The sequence below is a fragment of the Sphaerotilus natans genome, assembly GCF_900156335.1.
Lineage (GTDB): Bacteria > Pseudomonadota > Gammaproteobacteria > Burkholderiales > Burkholderiaceae_C > Sphaerotilus > Sphaerotilus natans.
In genome coordinates this window covers 46537-65294 of the sequence record NZ_FTMZ01000020.1, presented here as the reverse complement: position 1 = coordinate 65294, position 18758 = coordinate 46537, and the positions used below count along the sequence as shown (strand labels likewise).

The 18758-nt window shown below is 70.5% G+C and carries 16 protein-coding genes; 5 read left to right on the top strand and 11 right to left on the bottom strand.

What is annotated here, in order from left to right; genetic code table 11:
- Positions 1–40: 40 nt before the first annotated feature.
- The gene (locus BW996_RS16220; RefSeq protein ID WP_051631895.1) at positions 41–1846 is read left to right on the top strand and encodes a SulP family inorganic anion transporter; all 1806 of its coding nucleotides are present in this window, start codon (positions 41–43) and stop codon (positions 1844–1846) included.
- A 126-nt stretch (positions 1847–1972) separates the two neighbouring features.
- Entirely contained in the window at positions 1973–2863 is an 891-nt protein-coding gene (locus BW996_RS16215; protein WP_037481573.1) for a DMT family transporter, read from the top strand.
- 12 nt (positions 2864–2875) lie between these two features.
- Here the strand turns inward: BW996_RS16215 and BW996_RS16210 are convergent, their stop codons facing one another.
- The 11 genes from BW996_RS16210 to BW996_RS16160 all read right to left on the bottom strand — a co-directional run bounded on the left by BW996_RS16210 (position 2876) and on the right by BW996_RS16160 (position 14255).
- Positions 2876–3172, bottom strand: a complete 297-nt coding sequence (locus tag BW996_RS16210; protein ID WP_037481570.1) for a hypothetical protein — start codon at positions 3170–3172, stop codon at positions 2876–2878.
- A 71-nt stretch (positions 3173–3243) separates the two neighbouring features.
- Positions 3244–5049 carry a feruloyl-CoA synthase gene (locus tag BW996_RS16205; protein WP_037481568.1) on the bottom strand — a complete coding sequence of 602 codons (1806 nt, stop codon included), beginning with the start codon at positions 5047–5049 and terminating at the stop codon, positions 3244–3246.
- A 48-nt stretch (positions 5050–5097) separates the two neighbouring features.
- Positions 5098–5811, bottom strand: coding sequence for an ABC transporter ATP-binding protein (locus tag BW996_RS16200; RefSeq protein WP_037481566.1), 714 nt, complete (start codon positions 5809–5811; stop codon positions 5098–5100).
- The gene (locus BW996_RS16195; protein ID WP_037481564.1) at positions 5812–6558 is read right to left on the bottom strand and encodes an ABC transporter ATP-binding protein; all 747 of its coding nucleotides are present in this window, start codon (positions 6556–6558) and stop codon (positions 5812–5814) included. It abuts the gene before it with no gap.
- Entirely contained in the window at positions 6555–7544 is a 990-nt protein-coding gene (locus BW996_RS16190) for a branched-chain amino acid ABC transporter permease (RefSeq protein WP_051631894.1), read from the bottom strand. The genes BW996_RS16195 and BW996_RS16190 overlap by 4 nt, the downstream gene beginning before the upstream one ends.
- 7 nt (positions 7545–7551) lie before the next feature.
- Positions 7552–8418, bottom strand: a complete 867-nt coding sequence (locus tag BW996_RS16185) for a branched-chain amino acid ABC transporter permease (protein WP_037481562.1) — start codon at positions 8416–8418, stop codon at positions 7552–7554.
- A 109-nt stretch (positions 8419–8527) separates the two neighbouring features.
- A complete protein-coding gene (locus BW996_RS16180; RefSeq protein WP_037481559.1) occupies positions 8528–9700 on the bottom strand; it encodes an ABC transporter substrate-binding protein in 1173 nt (390 codons plus the stop codon).
- A 25-nt stretch (positions 9701–9725) separates the two neighbouring features.
- A complete protein-coding gene (locus BW996_RS16175) occupies positions 9726–10547 on the bottom strand; it encodes an alpha/beta fold hydrolase (RefSeq protein WP_037481555.1) in 822 nt (273 codons plus the stop codon).
- A gap of 16 nt (positions 10548–10563) precedes the next feature.
- Positions 10564–12177, bottom strand: a complete 1614-nt coding sequence (locus tag BW996_RS16170) for a benzoate-CoA ligase family protein (protein ID WP_037481554.1) — start codon at positions 12175–12177, stop codon at positions 10564–10566.
- 30 nt (positions 12178–12207) lie between these two features.
- Positions 12208–13776 carry a 3,4-dehydroadipyl-CoA semialdehyde dehydrogenase gene (locus BW996_RS16165; RefSeq protein WP_037481552.1) on the bottom strand — a complete coding sequence of 523 codons (1569 nt, stop codon included), beginning with the start codon at positions 13774–13776 and terminating at the stop codon, positions 12208–12210.
- An 11-nt stretch (positions 13777–13787) separates the two neighbouring features.
- Positions 13788–14255 (bottom strand): 4-hydroxylaminobenzoate lyase, encoded by a 468-nt coding sequence (locus tag BW996_RS16160; protein WP_037481550.1) that lies wholly within the window; start codon positions 14253–14255, stop codon positions 13788–13790.
- 113 nt (positions 14256–14368) lie between these two features.
- Between BW996_RS16160 and BW996_RS16155 the strand changes: the two genes are divergently transcribed.
- The 3 genes from BW996_RS16155 to boxB all read left to right on the top strand — a co-directional run bounded on the left by BW996_RS16155 (position 14369) and on the right by boxB (position 18745).
- Positions 14369–15316, top strand: coding sequence for a helix-turn-helix transcriptional regulator (locus BW996_RS16155; RefSeq protein ID WP_241461958.1), 948 nt, complete (start codon positions 14369–14371; stop codon positions 15314–15316).
- 201 nt (positions 15317–15517) lie between these two features.
- Positions 15518–17194: a 2,3-epoxybenzoyl-CoA dihydrolase gene (gene boxC / locus BW996_RS16150; RefSeq protein WP_037486070.1), complete on the top strand. Its 1677-nt coding sequence runs from the start codon at positions 15518–15520 to the stop codon at positions 17192–17194.
- Positions 17195–17317: 123 nt separating this feature from the next.
- Positions 17318–18745, top strand: a complete 1428-nt coding sequence (boxB, locus tag BW996_RS16145; RefSeq protein WP_037486068.1) for a benzoyl-CoA 2,3-epoxidase subunit BoxB — start codon at positions 17318–17320, stop codon at positions 18743–18745.
- Positions 18746–18758 lie beyond the last annotated feature (13 nt).

The following is an 18758-nucleotide window of genomic DNA, read 5'->3' as shown; positions in this document are numbered from 1 at the left end:
CGGGCTGTGGCAGGATACCCCCCTGCCTACGCCTGACGCCATGACTGCTTCGCCTGCCGCCCCGCCATCGCCTTCAGCCGCCCGCGTGCTGGCCGAGCGCCTGTTCGGCGCCTGGGTGCGCATCGTCTCGCCGGCGACGCTCAAGGCCGATGCGCAGGCCGGCTTGCTGGGCGCGCTGCTGGTGCTGCCGCAGGGCATCGCCTTTGCGTCGCTGGCGGGGCTGCCGCCGCAGTACGGCCTGTACAGCGCGCTGGTGCCGACGGTGGTGGCGGCGCTGGCCGGCTCCAGCTGGCATGTGGTGTCCGGGCCGACCAATGCCAACTCGCTGGCGCTGGCGGCGATGCTGGCGCCGCTGGTGGCGGCCGGCTCGCCCGGCTACATCGAGCTGGCGCTGATGGTGACGATCATGGTCGGGGTGATCCAGACCGCGGTTGGCGCGCTGCGGCTGGGGCTGCTGGCGGACTTCATCTCGCCGGCGGCGCTGCTGGGCTTCACCAGCGGCGCGGCCTGCCTGATCGGCATCCATGCGCTGCGCGACCTGCTCGACGCCGGCGTGCCGCGCGGCCTGGGGCCGGGCGGCGTGCTGCTGCAGAGCGCGCAGCATCTGCCGCAGCTCAGCCCGGCCGCGCTGCTGACCGGGCTGTGTGCGCTCGGGGTGGCTGCGGCGCTGCGCCGGCTGCGGCCGCGCTGGCCCTTCATGCTGGTCGGGCTGGGCGCCGCCTCGGTGCTGGGCTGGCTGCTGCCGGCACTGCTGCCGGGCTGGCGTGAGGTGCGCATCCTCGGCCCGCTGCCCTCGCCGTGGCCGGCCTTCCATGTCCCGCAGGTCGAATGGTCACGCCTGCCCGAGCTGGTGGACAAGGCGCTGGCGCTGTCGATCATCGCGCTGGGCCAGTCGGTGTCGATCGCCAAGGCGGTGGCGGCGCGCTCGGGCCAGCGCATCGACACCAACCGCGAGTTCCTCGGCCAGGGCCTGTCGAACCTGGCCGGCGGCTTCTTCTCGTGCTACCTCAGCTGCGGCTCGCTGAACCGCTCGGTGCCCAATCTGGAGGCGGGTGCGCGCACGCCGCTGGCCGGCGTGGCCTCGGCGCTGTGGCTGCTGCTGCTGGTGGCGGTGTCGGCGCCGCTGCTGGCGCACATCCCGCAGGCGGCGATCGCCGGGCTGCTGATGCTGGTGGCGTGGACGCTGCTGGACCTGCCGCGCTGGCGTCGCCTGGCGCGCCTGGACCGCACCGATCTGGCGATCGCCGCCACCACGCTGGCGGCCACGCTGCTGCTGCGGCTGGAGATCGCCATCCTGATCGGCACCGGGCTGTCGCTGGTGGCCTATCTCTACCAGACCTCGCGCCCGGCGATGCGCACGATGGGCTTCGACAGCCGCCGCGCCGACCGCCGCTTCGTCGTGCGCGACGACACGCCCGGCGCGCTGCCGGAATGCCCGCAGCTGAAGCTGCTGCGCATGGAGGGCGAGATCTACTTCGGCGCCGCCACCCATGTCGCCGAGCACCTGCACGCGCTGCGCCAGAACCACCCCGGCCAGAAGCACCTGCTGGTGATGAGCAAGAGCATGAACTTTCTCGACCTCGCCGGCGTCGAGCTCTGGGAGACCGAGCTGCGCGAGCGCCGTGCCGCCGGCGGCGACCTGCATTTCCACCGCCCGCGCCCGCAGGTGATGGCGATCTGGCGCCGCACCGGCTTCCTGGAGCGGCTGGGGGCCGATCACGTCTTCCCGGACAAGCAGCAGGCGATCGCCCGCATCTTCCGACGGCTCGATCCGGCGGTCTGCGCGCGCTGTCAGGCGCGGGTGTTCCGCGAATGTCAGCCGGACGACCCTGGCGCGGCGATCTGATTCTTTCTCCCCCATTTCGCGGAGTTCAGGGTTTTCCAGAAGCCGCTAGAGTGCATGAAGCCGCGCCCGCCGGCGCTCTCCACCTCCTTTTCTGCGCGCGCCGCTTCTGGCGTGTGTTGCCCGCCGATGCCTTCTTCCGACTCCCGCCCGCTCCACGGCGTCCTGCTTGTCATTGCAGCGGTGGCGCTGTTCGCCTGCTTCGACACCGGCGTCAAGATCGCCAGCGCGCTGGCGCCGGTCGGGGTGGTGGTCTGGGCGCGCTATCTGTTCCAGGTCGGGGTCACCGCGGTGACGGTGCTGCCGCGCCGCGGCCGGGCGCTGCTGCGCACCGAGCGGCCGGGCCTGCAGCTGCTGCGCGGGCTGTGCCTGCTGTCGCTGAGCGTGCTGGCCTTCTTCAGCCTGCAGGTGATGCCGGTGGGCGAGTTCACCGCCATCGTCATGCTCACGCCGCTCCTGATCACGCTGCTGGCGGCGCTGACGCTGGGCGAGCGCATCTCTGCCTGGCGCTGGCTGCTGCTGGCCGGCGGCATGGCCGGCGCCTTGATCGTGATTCGTCCGAAGGGCGAGGCGCAGGATCTGGGCTGGGCGGCGCTGCTGCCGCTGGGGCTGGTGGTGTCGAACGCGCTGTTCCAGCTCATCACCAGCCGGCTGGCGCGCACCGAGGATCCGGCGACCACCCATTTCTACACCGGCCTGACCGGCGCGCTGCTGACCAGCGCGGCGCTGCCGTGGAGCTGGCAGCAGCTCTCGCCCACCACCTGGGCGCTGCTGGCGCTCTTGGGCGCGCTGAGTTCCTCCGGGCATTTCCTGCTGATCCTGGGTTACATGCGCGCCCGTGCGGCGACGCTGACGCCCTTCCTGTATTTCCAGATCGTCTTCGCGACGCTGGTGGGCTGGATCGGCTTCGGCCATGCGCCGGACGCGCTGACCCTGCTGGGCATCGCGATCATCACCGGCTGCGGCACGCTGGGCACCTGGCTGGCCAGCCGCGAGCCGGTGCCGACGCCGGCGCGCTGACGCGCCCTGGACTCAGGCGCCAGGCGTCGGGCGCGCTGCGCCCAGGCCGGGAAAGTGGCGTTGCAGCAGCGCCTGCCGGCACACCGCCGTCGGCCACAGGCAGGGCCACAGCAGCAGCGTGGCCACCCCGAGCACCAGTGCCGACAGCAGCGGGGGCGGCAGCGGCGGCTCGTGCAGCGGCTGCATTGCCCGGCGCATCCGGGCCTCCTGCATCGCATCGACGAGGAGCCGGTGCAGCGGGCCGACATGCAGCAGCAGCACCCCGATGCCGAGGTAGGCACTCATCAGCCAGGGCAGGGCATGGGGCATCGCGACAGGGCAGAGACGACCGGATCGGCCACCCCTGATGCTGTCACAGCCCTGGATCTGTCTGGTACCGCTCAGTTGCGGGGCTGTGGGTGCAGCACTTCCGGCCCGCCACGCTCCAGGCGCTCGACCGCCTCGGCGCGCCGTGCCAGCACCGCGCGCTGGTTGATGTAGCCCTTGTCGGTGATTTCGCCGGCGTCCACGCTGGGCGGCTCGTCGAGGATCAGCGCACGCGTCGGTGTCTGCGAGGAGCCACCGCCCTCGGCCTGCAGCGCGTGCAGGCCGGCGCGCAGGTGCGCCTCAAGCTCGGCCCGCGGCAGGGCCTTGGCCTGCGGCGTCGGGAAGACCAGCAGGCCGATCTCCTCGCGGCCGTGGCCGGTGACGACCACATCGGCCACATGCGGCGCCAGCGCGGTGACGGCGCGCACCCGCAGCGTGCCCACGCTCACCCAGGTGCCGCTCATCAGCTTGAAGTCCTCGGCCACGCGCCCGTCGAAGACGATGCCGCGCTCGGGCCGGGTCTCGTCGAGGAGCTTCGCGGCATCGCCGATGCAGTAGAAGCCGTCCGCGTCGAAGGCCTTGGCAGTGACCTCGGGCGCGTGGCGGTATTCGGAAAAGATGTTCGGGCCGCGCACGCGGATTTCCAGCTTGCCGCCGTTGGGCAGCAGCTTCAGCTCGACGCCCGGCAGCGGCAGGCCGATGCAGCCGGCGCGGTCGATGCGCCAGTGCACGCTCGTCACGGCCGGCGCCGTCTCGGTCGCGCCCCAGGACGAGGTGAACCACAGCGGCCGGTTGCGCACCTTGGCGACCACCGCGTCGAGCCGCGTCCACAGGCTTTGCGGCAGCGCGGCGCCGGCGTAGAACACGCCTTCGAGGTTCTCGATCACGTCGCGGGCCAGCGCCTCGTCCGCTTCGAGGTAGGGCAGCAGCATGTCGAAGCCGCGCGGCACGTTGAAGTGGAAGTTCGGCCGCACCTCGCGCAGGTTGGCCACCGTCTTCTCGATCAGACCCGGCACCGGGCGGCCCTCGTCCACCCACAGGCTGCCGCCGTGGGCGAGCACCATGTGGAAGTTGTGGTTGCCGCCGAAGGTGTGGCTCCAGGGCAGCCAGTCGAGCAGGCGCAGCTGGTGGCGCGTCAGGAAGGGCCAGGCCTGCGCGATCTGCTTCTGGTTGGCGCAGAGCATGCGGTGGCTGTTGACGACCACCTTGGGCACGCCGGTCGAGCCGGAGGTCAGCAGGTACTTGGCCGGCCACTCGGGGCGGATCGCGGCGAAGGCGGCCATCACGGCCGGGGACTCCTCGCGGTCGAGCAGTGACGCGAAGGACCGTGCGCCGTCGAAGGCCGCGGCGTTCTGGCTGAACACCACCGGCACAGCGCGTTTCCAGGCGCGCACCGGCGGGCCGTAGACGCCGGGATCGACGGCGTAGACCAGCGCGGGGTCGAGCGCGTCGAGGATGGCGTGGATCTTGGTGAAGTCCTGGGTCAGCCGGCAGTAGGCGCTCGACACCGTGCAGGCCACGCGGCCGAGGTGCATCGTCGCCAGGATCAGCAGCGCGTGGTCGACGCTGTTGTCCGACAGGATCACCACCGGCTTGTCGGCCGGCAGGTTCAGGTCGAGCTGCGCCTGGGCGAGCCGGCCGACCGCGTCGCGGGTCTGGCGGTAGGTGAGCTGGCGCCAGCCGCCGGTCGCATCCCGTTCGGCGAGGAAGACGGCGTCGGGCGTGGTCTGCGCCCAGTGCTCCAGCCACTCGCCGATGCAGCGCACGAAGGGCTGCAGCGCCTCGGGCGAGCGCAGGATGAAGCCGCCACCGGGCAGGTCTTCGCGCAGCACCCGCGGCGGGGCGAGGGCGGCAGCGTCGTCGAACAGCATCAGGTCCATGCCCTGTCTCCTTGCGCTCTTGTCTTTCGTTTCTTGTCGGGGCAGGCCTCAGACGCCGAGGTAACCCGCCAGCTCTGAACTGCCGCGCAGTCCCTCGGAAGGCCCCTCCAGCACGATGCGCCCCTTCTGCATCACCACCAGCCGATCCGACTCGTTGCAGACCTTGCGGTAGTCGCGGTCGACGATCAGCGTGGCGATGCCGGTGCGGCGGATGCTGGCGATGACGCGCCAGATCTCGGCGACGATCAGCGGCGCCAGGCCCTCGGTGGCCTCGTCGAGAATGATCGCGTCGGGGTTGGTCATCAGCGCGCGGCCGATCGAGAGCATCTGCTGCTCGCCCCCCGACAACTGGCTGCCCAGATTCGTCAGCCGCTCCGACAGGCGCGGGAAGGTCTCCATCACCCGCTCGTAGGTCCAGTCCTTCTGGCCGGACGTGCCGGCGCGTGCCGCCATCACGAGGTTCTCGCGCACGGTCAGCGTCGGGAAGATGCCGCGGCCCTCTGGGACATAGGCGACCCCGAGCTGCGCCACCTGGTGCGGCAGGCCTTTGGACAGATCCTTGCCGGCGACGTGGATGTGCCCCTCGCGCTGGCGCACATGGCCCAGCAGCGTGCGGATCAGCGTGGACTTGCCCATGCCGTTGCGTCCGAGCAGGCCGACGGTCTCGCCCTTCGCGAGCTTGAAGTCCAGGCCGTGCAGGATGTGGCTGCTGCCGTACCAGGCCTGCACGCCCTGCGCGTCGATGATCAGTGGTGCCGACATTCAATGGCCTCCCAGGTAAGCGGCCTGCACGTCGCGGTTGGTGCGGACCTCGTCGGGCGTGCCGGTGGCGATCACCGCGCCGTTGACCATCACGGTGATGCGGTCGGCGACCGCGAACACCGCGTCCATGTCGTGCTCGACCAGCAGGATCGCGTGGCCGGTCTTCAGCTCGCGCAGCAGGTCGAGCATGCGGTGCGACTCCTCCGGTCCCATGCCCGCCAGCGGCTCGTCGAGCAGCAGCACCCGCGGCTCGGTCGCCAGGCACATCGCGATCTCCAGCTGGCGCTTCTGGCCGTGCGACAGGCTGGCCGCCGTGCGCTGCGCGAAGGCGCCCAGGCCGGCGCGATCGATCGCCGCCTTCGCCCGAGCGGTGCTGGTGCGGCACGCCTGCGCCGACTCCCACCACGCAAACGGCCGCTGCACGCGGGCCTGCGCGGCGAGCCGGCAGTTCTCCGCCACCGTCAGCGGCAGGAAGATGTTGTTGCGCTGGTAGCTGCGGCCGATGCCGGCGTGGGCGAGCTTCGGCTGCGGCCAGTGCGTCACGTCCTGACCGCCCAGCCGCACTTCGCCGCTCGACGGCGGCAGCTCCCCCGACAGCAGGTTGATCAGCGTGGACTTGCCCGCGCCGTTGGTGCCGATGACGGCGTGGATCTCGCCCTCGTGCAGCGCGACCGACACGTCGCTCACCGCGACCAGCGCGCCGAAGCGGCGGGTCAGCTTGCGGGCCTCGAACAATGCGGTGCTCATGCCGCCTCCTTGCGCTGCGAGGAGGGCAGCCGTGCCCACAGCCCGGCCAGCCCCTGCGGCAGCAGCGCCACCGCGACGATGATGAAGCTGCCGAACAGCAGCTGCCAGTGCTTGGTCAGCGACGAGAACCACTCCGACAGCAGCACAAACGCGAAGGCGCCGGCCACCGCCCCGCCCAGGCTGCCGAGGCCACCGAGGATGATCATCACCAGCGCGTTGCCGCTGTAGTGCCAGGACAGGATCTCGGGCGTGACGAAGCCGTACTGCGCCGCGTAGAGAAAGCCGCCCAGCCCGGCCAGCATCCCCGCGACGACGAAGCTCGCGAGCTTGTAGAGCAGCGTCGAGTAGCCGGCGGCGCGCATGCGCTGCTCGTTGTGCTTGATGCCGATCAGCGCGTGCCCGAAGCGCGAGCGCAGCACCAGCGTCAGCACCCCCAGCGTCAGCACCAGCGCGCCCAGCACGAACCAGTAGAAGCTGTTGGCCTGCTCCAGGTCGATCCACTGCCAGCCGCCGATCGCCAGCGCGGGCTTGAAGTAGACATAGGCGCCGTCGCTGCCCCCGGCGATCTTGGTGTCGTGGAAGACGAAGTAGACGAGCTGCCCGAAGGCCAGCGTCACCATGATGAAGTAGATGCCCTGCGTGCGCATCACCAGCGCGCCGATGACCAGCGCGAGCAGTCCCGCGCCGCCGACCGCCGCCGCCAGCATCAGCCAGCCGTTGCCGGCCTCCGACATCGGCGCCAGCATCGCCACCGCGTAGGCGCCGAAGCCGAAGAAGGCCGCGTGGCCCAGGCTCACCAGCCCGGTGTAGCCGACCAGCAGCTGCAGACTGGCGGCGAAGATCGCCATGATCATCACCTTGGCCAGCAGCTCGGTGTGGAACTTGCCGCCGATCGGCTCGGGCAGCAGCGGGAACACCGCCAGCAGCGCGAAGGCGAGTACCCAGGCGGCCACGGACAGCGAAGAAAGAGATTTGCTGGAAGTCATCGCCGGATCACCCCGCCTTGAACAGACCGGCCGGGCGCCACAGCAGGATGGCCGCCATCAGCACATAGACCAGCGCGCCGGCGCCTTCCTGCCAGAGCACCTTGCCGAAGGTGTCGACGAAGCCGATCAGCAGCGCCGCCACCAGCGCGCCCTTGATCGAGCCGATGCCGCCGATCACCACCACCACGAAGCAGATGATCAGCACCTGCCCGCCCATGCCCGGATAGACCGAGGACATCGGCGCGGCGATCATCCCGGCGAATACCGCCAGCGCCACCCCGACCGCGAACACCACGCGGTACAGCAGCGTGATGTTGATGCCCAGCGACTGCACCATCTCGCGGTTGGTGGCGCCTGCCCGCACCATCATCCCCAGGCGCGTCTTGCTGATCAGCCCGTACATGCCGAGCGCCAGCAGCAGGCACAGCCCCGAGACGAACAGCCGGTAGACCGGGTAGGTCATGCCGTTGCCGATCGGGATCGTGCCGGCGAGCCAGTCGGGCACGGTCACGCCGTGCACGTCGTCGCCGACCAGGAGGCTGCGCAGCTCCTCGAAGACCAGGATCAGGCCGTAGGTCATCAGCACCTGCTGCAGGTGCTCCCGGTCATAGAGGTAGCTGAAGAACACCCACTCCAGCAGGTAGCCGAAGGCCACCGCCAGCAGGGTGCCGACCAGCAGGGCCAGCGGCAGGCTGCCGAGCAGCGAGCTCAAGCTGAACGCCAGGTAGGCGCCGATCATGTAGAAGCTGCCGTGGGCGAGGTTGATGACGCCCATGATCCCGAAGATCAGCGTCAGCCCTGAGGCCACCAGGAACAGCAGCAGGCCGTACTGCACGCTGTTGAGGCACTGGATGAGGAAAGTGGTGAGGTCCATGGGGGACGTGCGTGCGGTGCATGGGTCCCCGCCTGCGCGGGGATGACGCCCAGTCCTTCTCCGTCATCCCCGCGCAGGCGGGGATCCACGACGAGGACCGGACAAGGACTCAGAGCCGGCAGCCGCGCGCCGGGTCCGCCAGACCCTTCACCGCGATGCCCACGTTCTTGTTCACCTTGCCGCTGACCTCGCGCAGGTAGATGTCCTGCACCGGGTTGTGCGCCCGGCTGAGCGTGAAGGCGCCGCGCGGGCTGTCGATCTTCGCGCTCTCGATGGCCTTGACCAGCGCGTCGCGCTGCTTCATGTCGCCCTTGACCGCGTTGACGCCGGCCGCCAGCATCTGCGCCGCGTCGTAGCCCTGCACCGCGTAGACATCGGGCTGCAGCTTGTAGGCCTTGGCGTACTGCAGCCGGAAGGCCTTGTCCTTCGGGTTCGTCAGGTCGTCGGCGTAGTGCAGCGTCGTCAGCAGGCCCTGCGCGGCTGCGCCCTGCGCTTCCAGCGTGCCGTCGGTCAGGAAGCCCGCGCCGATCAGCTTGACGCTGCTGCCCAGCCCGGCCGCCGCCCAGTCCTTGACGAACTTCACCGCGCCACCGCCGGCGAAGAACACATAGACGGCATCGGGCTTGAGCGCGGCCACCTCGGTCAGCAGCGCCTGGAACTCGACATTCGGGAAGGGCAGGTTCAGCTCCTTGACCACCTTGCCGCCGCCGGTCTCGAAGCCTTCCTTGAAGCCGCGCACCGATTCGTCGCCGGCCGCGTACTTCCAGGTCAGCGTCACCGCGGTCTTGATCTTCCGGTCGGCGGCGACCTTGCCCATCGCGAAGCCGGGCTGCCAGTTCGAGAACGAGGAGCGGAAGATGTTGGGCGCGCACAGCGGGCCGGTGATCGCGTCCGCGCCGGCGTTGGGCACGATCAGCAGCGTGTTGTTGTCCTTGGCGACCTTGGCCATCGCCATCGCCACGCCCGAGTGGACGGTGCCGATCATCACGTCGACGTTGTCGCGCTTGACCAGCTTGTTGGCGTTGTCCGAGGCCTTGGCCGGATCGGACTCGTCATCGACCTTCACGAACTCGACGGTCTTGCCGGCGAGCTTGCCGCCCTGCTCGTCGATGTACTGGCGAAAGCCGTTCTCGATGGCGGTGCCCAGCGCCGCGAAGGTGCCGGTGTAGGGCAGCATGAAGCCGACCTTGATCTTGTCCTGCGCGCTGGCTGGAGCGGCGGCGGCCGCCAGCAGCGCGCTGCCGAGCAGGGTGCGGGCCAGGAGGGAAGGGCGGATGCGCATGGCGTGTCTCCTCGTTGTCGTCGGGTCAGTCTTCGGGGCGTCGGTCGTCGTGACGCTGCAGGAACGCGCGGGTGGCCTCGATCAGGGCCTGCGGCTGGTCGCGGTGCGGGCTGTGGCCGCAGGCGGCCAGCTTCAGCAGCTCGGTGGGCTGCTGCGGGCGCAGCGCGGCGATGCGCTCGATCTGGGCCATCGTTCCGTACTCGTCGTCCTCGCCCTGCACCGCCAGCACCGGGCCGGTGATGCGGGCGACCTCGGTCTCGAGGTTCCAGTCGCGGAAGGCCGGGTCGAGCCAGATGTCGTTCCAGCCGAAGAAGGCCGAGTCGGGGTCGGCGTGGTGGCGCGCCAGCCGCGCGCGCAGGTCGGTGGTCGTGTAGGCGACGCGCGCCTGGCGGATGCTCTCGACCGTCAGGTCCTCGACGAAGAGGTGCGGCGCGGCCACCACCAGCGCGGCGACCCGCTCGGGGTACGCGGCTGCATGCAGCAGCGCGATCGAGCCGCCGTCGCTGTGGCCGAACAGCACGCAGGGCCCGGCCACGCCCAGCGCGTCGAGCAGCGCCGGCAGCAGCTCGCGCGCCTGGCGGTGCATGAAGTCGGGCGACCAGCGCTTGTCGGGCGGGCGCGGCGTCGAGCGGCCGTAGCCCGGGCGCGAGTACACCCAGCCGGCGCGGCCCAGCGCGGCGCACAGCCGCGCGGGAAAGTCCCGCCACAGCGACAGCGAGCCCAGGCCCTCGTGCAGGAAGACCAGCGGCGCGCGGGCCGGCGCCCCGGCCGGCGCGTCGATGCGCGCCCACTCGATCTGCACCGGCCGGCCGGCCGGCGTGAGCGTGACGAATCCGGTGGCGTCCATGGCGGGGCGTCCGGTCTCAGGCGGTTTGGGCCTGCGCCCGCTCGCGCTCGCGCAGCCGGAAGCGCTGGATCTTGCCGGTGGCGGTCTTGGGCAGCTCGTCGACGAACTCGATCTGGCGCGGGTACTTGTAGGGCGCGAGCCGGTCCTTGACGAAGGCCTTCAGCTCGGCCTCGGTGGCGCCGCCGGGCTCCTTCAGGATCACGAAGGCCTTGGTCTTGGTCAGGCCCTCGGCGTCCTCCACGCCGATGACCGCCGCCTCCAGCACCGCCGGGTGCTGCACCAGCGTCGCCTCGACCTCGAAGGGGCTGACGTAGATGCCGCTGACCTTGAGCATGTCGTCGGAGCGGCCGCCGTAGGTGTAGGTGCCGTCCGGGTTGCGGACGTACTTGTCGCCGCTCTTGGTCCAGCCGCCCTGGAAGGTCTCGCGGGTCTTCTCGCGGTTGCCCCAGTACATCATCGCGGCGCTCGGGCCCTGGATGTAGAGGTCGCCTGGCTCGCCCTCGGGCACCGCGCGGCCGTCGTCGCCGCGCAGCTCGACCCGGTAGCCCGGCACCGGCCGGCCGGTGGTGCCGTAGCGCACGTCGCCGGGGCGGTTGCTCAGGAAGATGTGCAGCATCTCGGTCGAGCCGATGCCGTCGACGATGTCGACGCCGAAGCGCGCCCTGAAGCGCTCGCCCAGCTCGGCCGGCAGCGCCTCGCCCGCCGACGAGGCCAGGCGCAGCGCCACCGCCTCGCGCGCCGGCAGCTTCGGGTGCGCCAGCATGCCGGCGTAGCCGGTGGGCGCGCCGAAGAACACGGTCGGTCGGGTCTCGCCCACGCCGCCGAGCCAGCGGTGGAACACCGCCTCGGGCGTCGGCCGCTCGGCCATCAGGATCGTCGTCGCGCCCACGCTGAGCGGGAAGCTCAGGCCGTTGCCCAGCCCGTAGGCGAAGAAGAGCTTGGCGGCGGAGAAGCACACATCGTCCTCGCGCAGGCCCAGCACTGCGCGGCCGTAGAGCTCGGCGGTCCAGTAGGGGTTGCCGTGCGAATGCACCGTGCCCTTGGGCCGGCCGGTCGAGCCGGAGGAATAGAGCCAGAAGCCGGGCGCGTCCGGTCCGGTGGCTGCAGCCTTCTGCGCCGGCGCGTGCGCGGCCAGGAAGGCCTCGAGCTCGACCTCGGACGGATGCAGCGGCGCCACCGGCCGCGACACGATCACCTTGCCCACCTCGTGGTCGGACTTCACCAGCGCGGCGTTGAGCGTGGGCAGCAGCGCGCCCGACACCAGCACCGCCTGCGCCCGCGAGTGCTCCAGCATGTAGGCGTAGTCGTCGGCGGTCAGCAGCGTGTTGACCGCCACCGGCACGATGCCGGCGTGCATCGCACCCAGGAAGCTCACCGGCCAGTCGTTGACGTCCTGCATCAGCAGCAGCACGCGTTCTTCCCGCTTGATGCCCAGCCCGCGCAGGCCGGCGGCCAGGCGGCGCACCCGCTCGTCGAGCGCGCGGAAGGTGAGCGTACCCAGGTCGTCGATGAAGGCCGCCTTGTCCGGCCGGCCGACGTTGAGCGCGAGCAGGTGCTGCGCGAAGTTGAAGTCCGCGCCCGGCGTGGGAACGTCGAGGTCCTGCGGCGTGGTGTCGGGGGTGTCGCTCATGGCGTGTCTCCTGGATCTTCTCGGGGCGGCTCAGGCGGCCGGCGTCAGGCGCGACAGCACGGCCGGCGCGGCCTGCACCGCCGCGCGCCGGTGATGGAAGTTCAGCGCGCGCAGCCCGCCGAGTTCCTCGCCGCCGCCGGCGCGGCCCGGGCCGCCGTGCAGCGACTGCGGCATGACGTTGCCGTGGCCGGTGTGCAGCGCGGCCACCGCCGGCGTCACCACATGCACGCGGCCGTGCAGCGCCGCCAGGTCGAGCGCGGTGGCGGCCAGCGCGTCGGCCGCCGTGTCGTCGTCCTCGCCGTAGAGCGAGCACGCCAGCGAGCCTTCGCCGCGGGCGACCAGCGCTCGCGCGTGGTCCAGATCGCGGTAGGGCATCAGCGTCGCCACCGGGCCGAAGACCTCGGTGACGTGCAGCAGGCCGTGCGCGTCCGGGTCACGCGTGCCCAGCAGCACCGGTGCGACGCAGGCGGCCACGGCCGGATCGGCGTCGATGAGCGCCGCACCGCGACCGTCGTGCAGCGTCTCGGCCACGCTCTGGAGCTGCGCGATGCCGGCCTGCACCGCCTCGAACTGCGCGCGGCTCACCAGCGCGCCCATGCGCACCGAGGCGTTGCGCGGGTTGCCCACGGTGACCTTGGCCAGCCGCGCGCCGATCGCCTCGGCCGCCGCGCCGTAGAGCGCCTCGGGCACCAGCACGCGGCGGATCGCGGTGCATTTCTGGCCCGACTTCTGCGTCATCTCGCGGGCGACCTCCTTGACCAGCAGCTCGAAGCTGGCGCTGCCCGGCGTGGCGCCCGGCATCAAGAGGCCTGAGTTGACGCTGTCGGCCTCGATGTTGACCCGCACCGAGCGCTCGGCCACCGCGGGATGGCGGCGCAGCAGCGCGGCGGTGTCGGCCGAGCCGGTGAAGCTCAGCAGGTCGAAGGGCTGCAGCGCATCGAGCAGCCCGGCCGAGCTGCCGCAGACCACGTTGAGCGCGCCGGCGGGCAGCACGCCGGCCTCGATCACGTCCTGCACCATGCGCTGCGTCAGCCAGGCGGTCGCGGTGGCGGGCTTGACCACCACCGGCACGCCCGAGAGCAGCGCGGGCGCGGCCTTCTCCCACAGGCCCCAGCTGGGGAAGTTGAAGGCGTTGATGCACAGCGCCAGCCCGCGGGTGGGCACCTGCACATGGCGGCTGCCGAAGGCGCCGCCCTTGGCCAGCGGTGCGATGTCGCCGTCGGCCAGCACGCGGGCGTCGCCCAGCGTCTCGCCGAGCTTGGCGTAGACGCCGACGGTGTAGATCGCGCCGTCGATGTCCACCGCGGAGTCGTTCTTCACCGTGCCCGAATTGGCGGTCGAGATGGCGTCGTAGGCGTCGCGGTTCGCCTGAAGCACCGCGACGATGGCCTTGAGCAGGCCGGCGCGCTCGCGGTAGCTCATGGCCCGCAGCGCCGCGCCGCCCTGGGCGCGCACCCGCTCGAAGTGGGCGGGCAGGTTCAGGCCGGTCGAGTCCACGCGCACCAGCGCGTCGCCCAGCACCGGGTCGTGCAGCGTCGTGCCGGCGCCGGTGCCGGCGATCCACTGGCCGCCGAGGTGGTTCAGGAGCAGTTCGGTCATGGCGGTGCGGCTCAGGCGCCGGTGAATTCGATCGCGCCTTGCGGCAGCAGGTAGAGCACGAAGGCGCGCCCGCCCGCGACGGTGGGACGGTGCGCCGAGCCGGGCCCGTAGACGCACCAGCCCGCGCCGCGGCCGTCGAAGGTGGCACCGGCGTCGACCGGCACGATCAGGTCGATCTCGCCGTGCGGATGGCGGTGGTGCGGGCCGACGATGTCGCTCATGTCCACCACGTCGACCGAGCAGCCGGCCAGGTCGTCGGCCGCCTTGAAGATACGGCCGTAGCGGATGCCGCCGCCCTCGCGCGGGCACAGCCAGCCCTCGGCCACGCCGGTGCGGATGGCCTCGGCCAGGCGGGAGAAGGTGGGGGAATCTGCACCATGGTGCAGGTTCAGCCAGGCATCGAGCGTGTCGTCGAGCGGCCGGCCGGCCAGCTCGGCAGCCAGTTCGCTCAAGGCGGCCCGGAAGGAGGCTTGTGACATGATGGATTGGCGGCTTCAGTGGGATGCACTATTGTGCGTTCTGGAAAACGATAGTTATCACCCTGATCCGTGTCAAGCAATATAGTGCATACATGGTGTTTCCCCTAGGCGCGATGCAGACCTCCCGCAGCCCCGACTCCGGCCGCTCCGATGCCGGCCCCGCCCTTGCCGCCAACGAGGCTGGCGAGGCCAAGAACCCCTTCCTGGTCGCGCTGGGCGAGCGGGTGCGAGAGCTGCGCGCCCGGCGCGGTCTGACGCGCAAGGCGGTGGCGCAGATGTCGGAGGTGTCCGAGCGCCATCTGGCCAACCTCGAGTACGGCATCGGCAACGCCTCGATCCTGGTGCTGCAGCAGGTGGCGGGCGCCTTGCAGTGCTCGCTGGCCGAGCTGATCGGCGACATGACCACCGCCTCGCCGGAATGGCTGATGCTGCGCGAGCTGCTCGAGCACCGCAGCGAGGCCGACCTGCGCCGCGCGCGCGAGGCGCTGGTGCGGCTGTTCGACGGCGCCGCGGCGGCGCCTGCGCAGCGCAGCCGCTGCATCGCGCTGATCGGCCTGCGCGGCGCGGGCAAGTCCACGCTTGGGCAGATGCTGGCCGACGACCTCGGCTATCCCTTCATCGAGCTCAGCCGCCAGATCGAGGCCTTCGCCGGCTGCAGCATCAGCGAGATCCACAACCTCTACGGCACCAACGCCTACCGCCGCTACGAGCGGCGCGCGCTGGAGGAGGCGATCCAGATCTATCCGGAGGCGGTCATCGCCACGCCGGGCGGGCTGGTGTCGGACGCGGCCAACTTCAACCTGCTGCTGAACCACTGCACCACCGTGTGGCTGCAGGCCACGCCCGAGGACCACATGAGCCGGGTCGCCGCCCAGGGTGACCTGCGCCCGATGGCGGCCAGCCGCGAGGCGATGGACGACCTGCGCCGCATCCTCGCCGGCCGCTCCGCCTTCTACGAGAAGGCCGACCTCACGCTCGACACCAGCGCCCAGGACCTGGCAGCGACCTTCGCGCTGCTGCAGGCGCGGGTGATGCAGGTGCTGGATCAGCCTGTGGCGTGACAGGCGGGCCCCCGCCTGCGCGGGGGTGACGCGGAGCTGAGCGCCGTCAGCGATCGCGCTGGCGCCCCCGGACTTTCCCTGATTTCTGGCGTCATCTCCGGAACATGCACCGGATTGCATTTGCGTCGCCCGATGACACGCACTATGATGCATTAATCCGATCACCGAATGCACGATCGTGCGTCCCGCCAGGAGACTCCGATGACCCAGAACGCTGTTGCCACGGCCCCCGCTGCCGTCGACTACCAGACCCATCCGTCGCGCTACCGTCACTGGAAGCTGTCGTTCGAGGGCGCGGTCGCGACCCTGTCGGCCGACTTCGACGAGAACGCTGGCCTGCGTCCCGGCTACAAGCTCAAGCTCAACAGCTACGACCTGGGCGTCGACATCGAGCTCAACGACGCGGTGCAGCGCATCCGCTTCGAGCACCCCGAGGTGCGCACGGTGATCGTCACCAGCGCGAAGGAGAAGGTGTTCTGCTCGGGCGCCAACATCTTCATGCTGGGCGTCTCCAGCCACGCCTGGAAGGTCAACTTCTGCAAGTTCACCAACGAGACCCGCAACGGTCTCGAGGACTCGTCGAAGCATTCGGGCCTGAAGTTCCTGGCCGCCGTGAACGGTGCCTGCGCCGGCGGCGGCTATGAGCTCGCGCTGGCCTGCGACGAGATCATCCTGGTCGACGACCGCTCCTCGGCGGTGTCGCTGCCGGAGGTGCCGCTGCTGGGCGTGCTGCCGGGCACCGGCGGCCTGACCCGCGTGACCGACAAGCGCCGCGTGCGCCACGACCTGGCCGACATCTTCTGCACCACCAACGAGGGCGTGCGCGGCCAGAAGGCCAAGGACTGGCGCCTGGTCGACGACATCGCCAAGCCGGCGCAGTTCGCCGCCCGGGTGCAGGAGCGCGCGCTGCAGCTCGCCGCGCAGAGCGATCGTCCGGCCGATGCCCGCGGCGTCGAGCTGACCCCGCTGGACCGCACGGTCGAGGCCGACGTGCTGCGCTACAGCCACGTCACTGTCGAGATCGACCGCGCCCGCCGCGTCGCCACCTGGACGGTGAAGGCCCCGAGCGGCGCGCAGCCGACGGACATCGCCGGCATCGAGGCCGCCGGTTCGGCCTGGTATCCGCTGGTGCTGGCCCGCGAGCTGGAGGACGCCATCCTGTCGATGCGCACCAACGAGCTGGAGATCGGCACCTGGCTGATGAAGACCGCGGGCGACGCGGCGGCGGTGCAGGCGATGGACGCCACGCTGCTGGCGCACCAGAACCACTGGTTCGTGCGCGAGACGACCGGTCTGCTGCGCCGCACGCTCAGCCGGCTGGATGTCTCCTCGCGCAGCCTGTTCGCGCTGATCGAGGCCGGTTCCTGCTTCGCCGGCACCTTCCTGGAGCTGGCGCTGGCCTGCGACCGCAGCTACCACCTGGCGCTGCCCGACGACGAGGCCGCCGCGCCGAAGATCACCGTCGGCGAGGTCAACTTCGGCCTTTATCCGATGGCCACCGACCAGAGCCGCCTGGAGCGTCGCTTCTACGGCGAGGACGCGCCGATGGCGGCTGCGCGCGCCGCGATCGGCCAGCCGCTCGACGCCGACGCGGCCTTCGCCATCGGCCTGGTGACCTCCAACCCGGACGACATCGACTGGGCTGACGAGACCCGCATCGCCATCGAGGAGCGGGTGGCGATGAGCCCGGACGCGCTGACCGGCATGGAGGCCAACCTGCGCTTCAACGGCGTCGAGAACATGGTCACCCGCGTCTTCGGCCGTCTCACCGCCTGGCAGAACTGGATCTTCCAGCGCCCCAACGCCGTGGGCGAAAAGGGCGCGCTGAAGGTCTACGGCAAGGGCGACAAGGCCGCCTTCGACTGGAACCGCGTCTGAATCAGTCCTTCCCCTCCGTCATTCCCGCGAAAGCGGGAAGCCCCCCCGTCACCGTCGTCACCGTCGTCTGCCCCTCGTGGGTTCCCGCTTTCGCGGGAATGACGGCAGCCCAGGAGTCCTGACATGAGCAGCATCAACTACAGCGAGAAGATCCCCAACAACGTCAACCTCGCCGAGGACCGCACGCTCAAGCGCGCGCTCGAGCAGTGGCAGCCGAACTTCCTCGGCTGGTGGGACGACATGGGCCCGGACGGCTCGCAGGACTTCGACGTCTACCTGCGCACCGCCGTCAGCGTGGACCCGCAGGGCTGGGCGCAGTTCGGCCACGTCAAGATGCCCGACTACCGCTGGGGCATCTTCCTGAACCCGGCCGAGGAGGGGCGCAAGATCCACTTCGGCGACCACAAGGGCGAGGACGCCTGGCAGGACGTGCCTGGCGAATACCGCGCCAACCTGCGCCGCATCATCGTGACCCAGGGCGACACCGAGCCGGCCTCGGTCGAGCAGCAGCGCCACCTCGGCCTGACCGCGCCGAGCCAGTACGACCTGCGCAACCTCTTCCAGGTCAACGTCGAGGAGGGCCGTCACCTCTGGGCGATGGTCTACCTGCTGCACAAGTACTTCGGCCGCGACGGCCGCGAGGAAGGCGAGGCGCTGCTGGAGCGCCGCTCGGGCCAGAAGGACAACCCGCGCATCCTGGAAGCCTTCAACGAAGAGACGCCGGACTGGCTGTCGTTCTTCATGTTCACCTACTTCACCGACCGCGACGGCAAGTTCCAGCTCTGCGCGCTGGCCGAGTCGAGCTTCGATCCGCTGGCGCGCACGACCAAGTTCATGCTGACGGAAGAGGCGCACCACATGTTCGTCGGCGAGTCGGGCGTGAGCCGCGTCATCAACCGCACCTGCCAGGTGATGAACGAGCTGAAGACCGATGACCCGAAGAAGCTGCGCGAGGCCGGCGTCATCGATCTGCCGACGCTGCAGCGCTACCTGAACTTCCACTTCTCGGTGACGATCGACCTGTTCGGTGCCGACGAGTCGAGCAATGCCGCCACCTTCTACTCGACCGGCCTGAAGGGCCGCTATGAAGAAGGCAAGCGCATGGACGACCACCAGCTGCGCGGCCAGACCTACCGGGTGCTGAACGTGCAGAACGGCCAGCTCGTCGAGAAGGAGGTGCCGATGCTCAACGCGCTGAACGAAGTGCTGCGCGACGACTACATCAAGGACTCGATCGCTGGCGTCGAGCGCTGGAACAAGGTGATCGAGAAGGCCGGCATCCCGTTCCGGCTGAAGACGCCGCACAAGGCCTTCCACCGCAACATCGGCGCGCTCTCGGGCGCCAAGGTGTCGCCGGACGGCCGCGTTGTGTCCGAGGCCGAATGGAAGGCCCGTGTCGACGACTGGCTGCCCTCGGGCACCGATCGCGCCTTCGTCGCCAGCCTGATGGGCCGGGTCGTCGAGCCGGGCAAGTTCGCCAACTGGATCGCGCCGCCGGTCATCGGCATCAACCGCCAGCCGGTCGATTTCGAGTACGTGCGCTTCAACTGAACCGAGCTGGAGA

Coding starts and splice junctions, on each gene's coding strand:
- BW996_RS16185 (WP_037481562.1), bottom strand. CDS start 8,418: ATGGACCTCACCACTTTCCTCATCCAGTGCCTCAACAGCGTGCAGTAC.
- BW996_RS16155 (WP_241461958.1), top strand. CDS start 14,369: ATGCAGACCTCCCGCAGCCCCGACTCCGGCCGCTCCGATGCCGGCCCC.
- BW996_RS16165 (WP_037481552.1), bottom strand. CDS start 13,776: ATGACCGAACTGCTCCTGAACCACCTCGGCGGCCAGTGGATCGCCGGC.
- BW996_RS16200 (WP_037481566.1), bottom strand. CDS start 5,811: ATGTCGGCACCACTGATCATCGACGCGCAGGGCGTGCAGGCCTGGTAC.
- BW996_RS16190 (WP_051631894.1), bottom strand. CDS start 7,544: ATGACTTCCAGCAAATCTCTTTCTTCGCTGTCCGTGGCCGCCTGGGTA.
- BW996_RS16175 (WP_037481555.1), bottom strand. CDS start 10,547: ATGGACGCCACCGGATTCGTCACGCTCACGCCGGCCGGCCGGCCGGTG.
- BW996_RS16215 (WP_037481573.1), top strand. CDS start 1,973: ATGCCTTCTTCCGACTCCCGCCCGCTCCACGGCGTCCTGCTTGTCATT.
- BW996_RS16210 (WP_037481570.1), bottom strand. CDS start 3,172: ATGCCCCATGCCCTGCCCTGGCTGATGAGTGCCTACCTCGGCATCGGG.
- BW996_RS16170 (WP_037481554.1), bottom strand. CDS start 12,177: ATGAGCGACACCCCCGACACCACGCCGCAGGACCTCGACGTTCCCACG.
- BW996_RS16205 (WP_037481568.1), bottom strand. CDS start 5,049: ATGGACCTGATGCTGTTCGACGACGCTGCCGCCCTCGCCCCGCCGCGG.
- BW996_RS16160 (WP_037481550.1), bottom strand. CDS start 14,255: ATGTCACAAGCCTCCTTCCGGGCCGCCTTGAGCGAACTGGCTGCCGAG.
- BW996_RS16195 (WP_037481564.1), bottom strand. CDS start 6,558: ATGAGCACCGCATTGTTCGAGGCCCGCAAGCTGACCCGCCGCTTCGGC.
- boxB (WP_037486068.1), top strand. CDS start 17,318: ATGAGCAGCATCAACTACAGCGAGAAGATCCCCAACAACGTCAACCTC.
- boxC (WP_037486070.1), top strand. CDS start 15,518: ATGACCCAGAACGCTGTTGCCACGGCCCCCGCTGCCGTCGACTACCAG.
- BW996_RS16180 (WP_037481559.1), bottom strand. CDS start 9,700: ATGCGCATCCGCCCTTCCCTCCTGGCCCGCACCCTGCTCGGCAGCGCG.
- BW996_RS16220 (WP_051631895.1), top strand. CDS start 41: ATGACTGCTTCGCCTGCCGCCCCGCCATCGCCTTCAGCCGCCCGCGTG.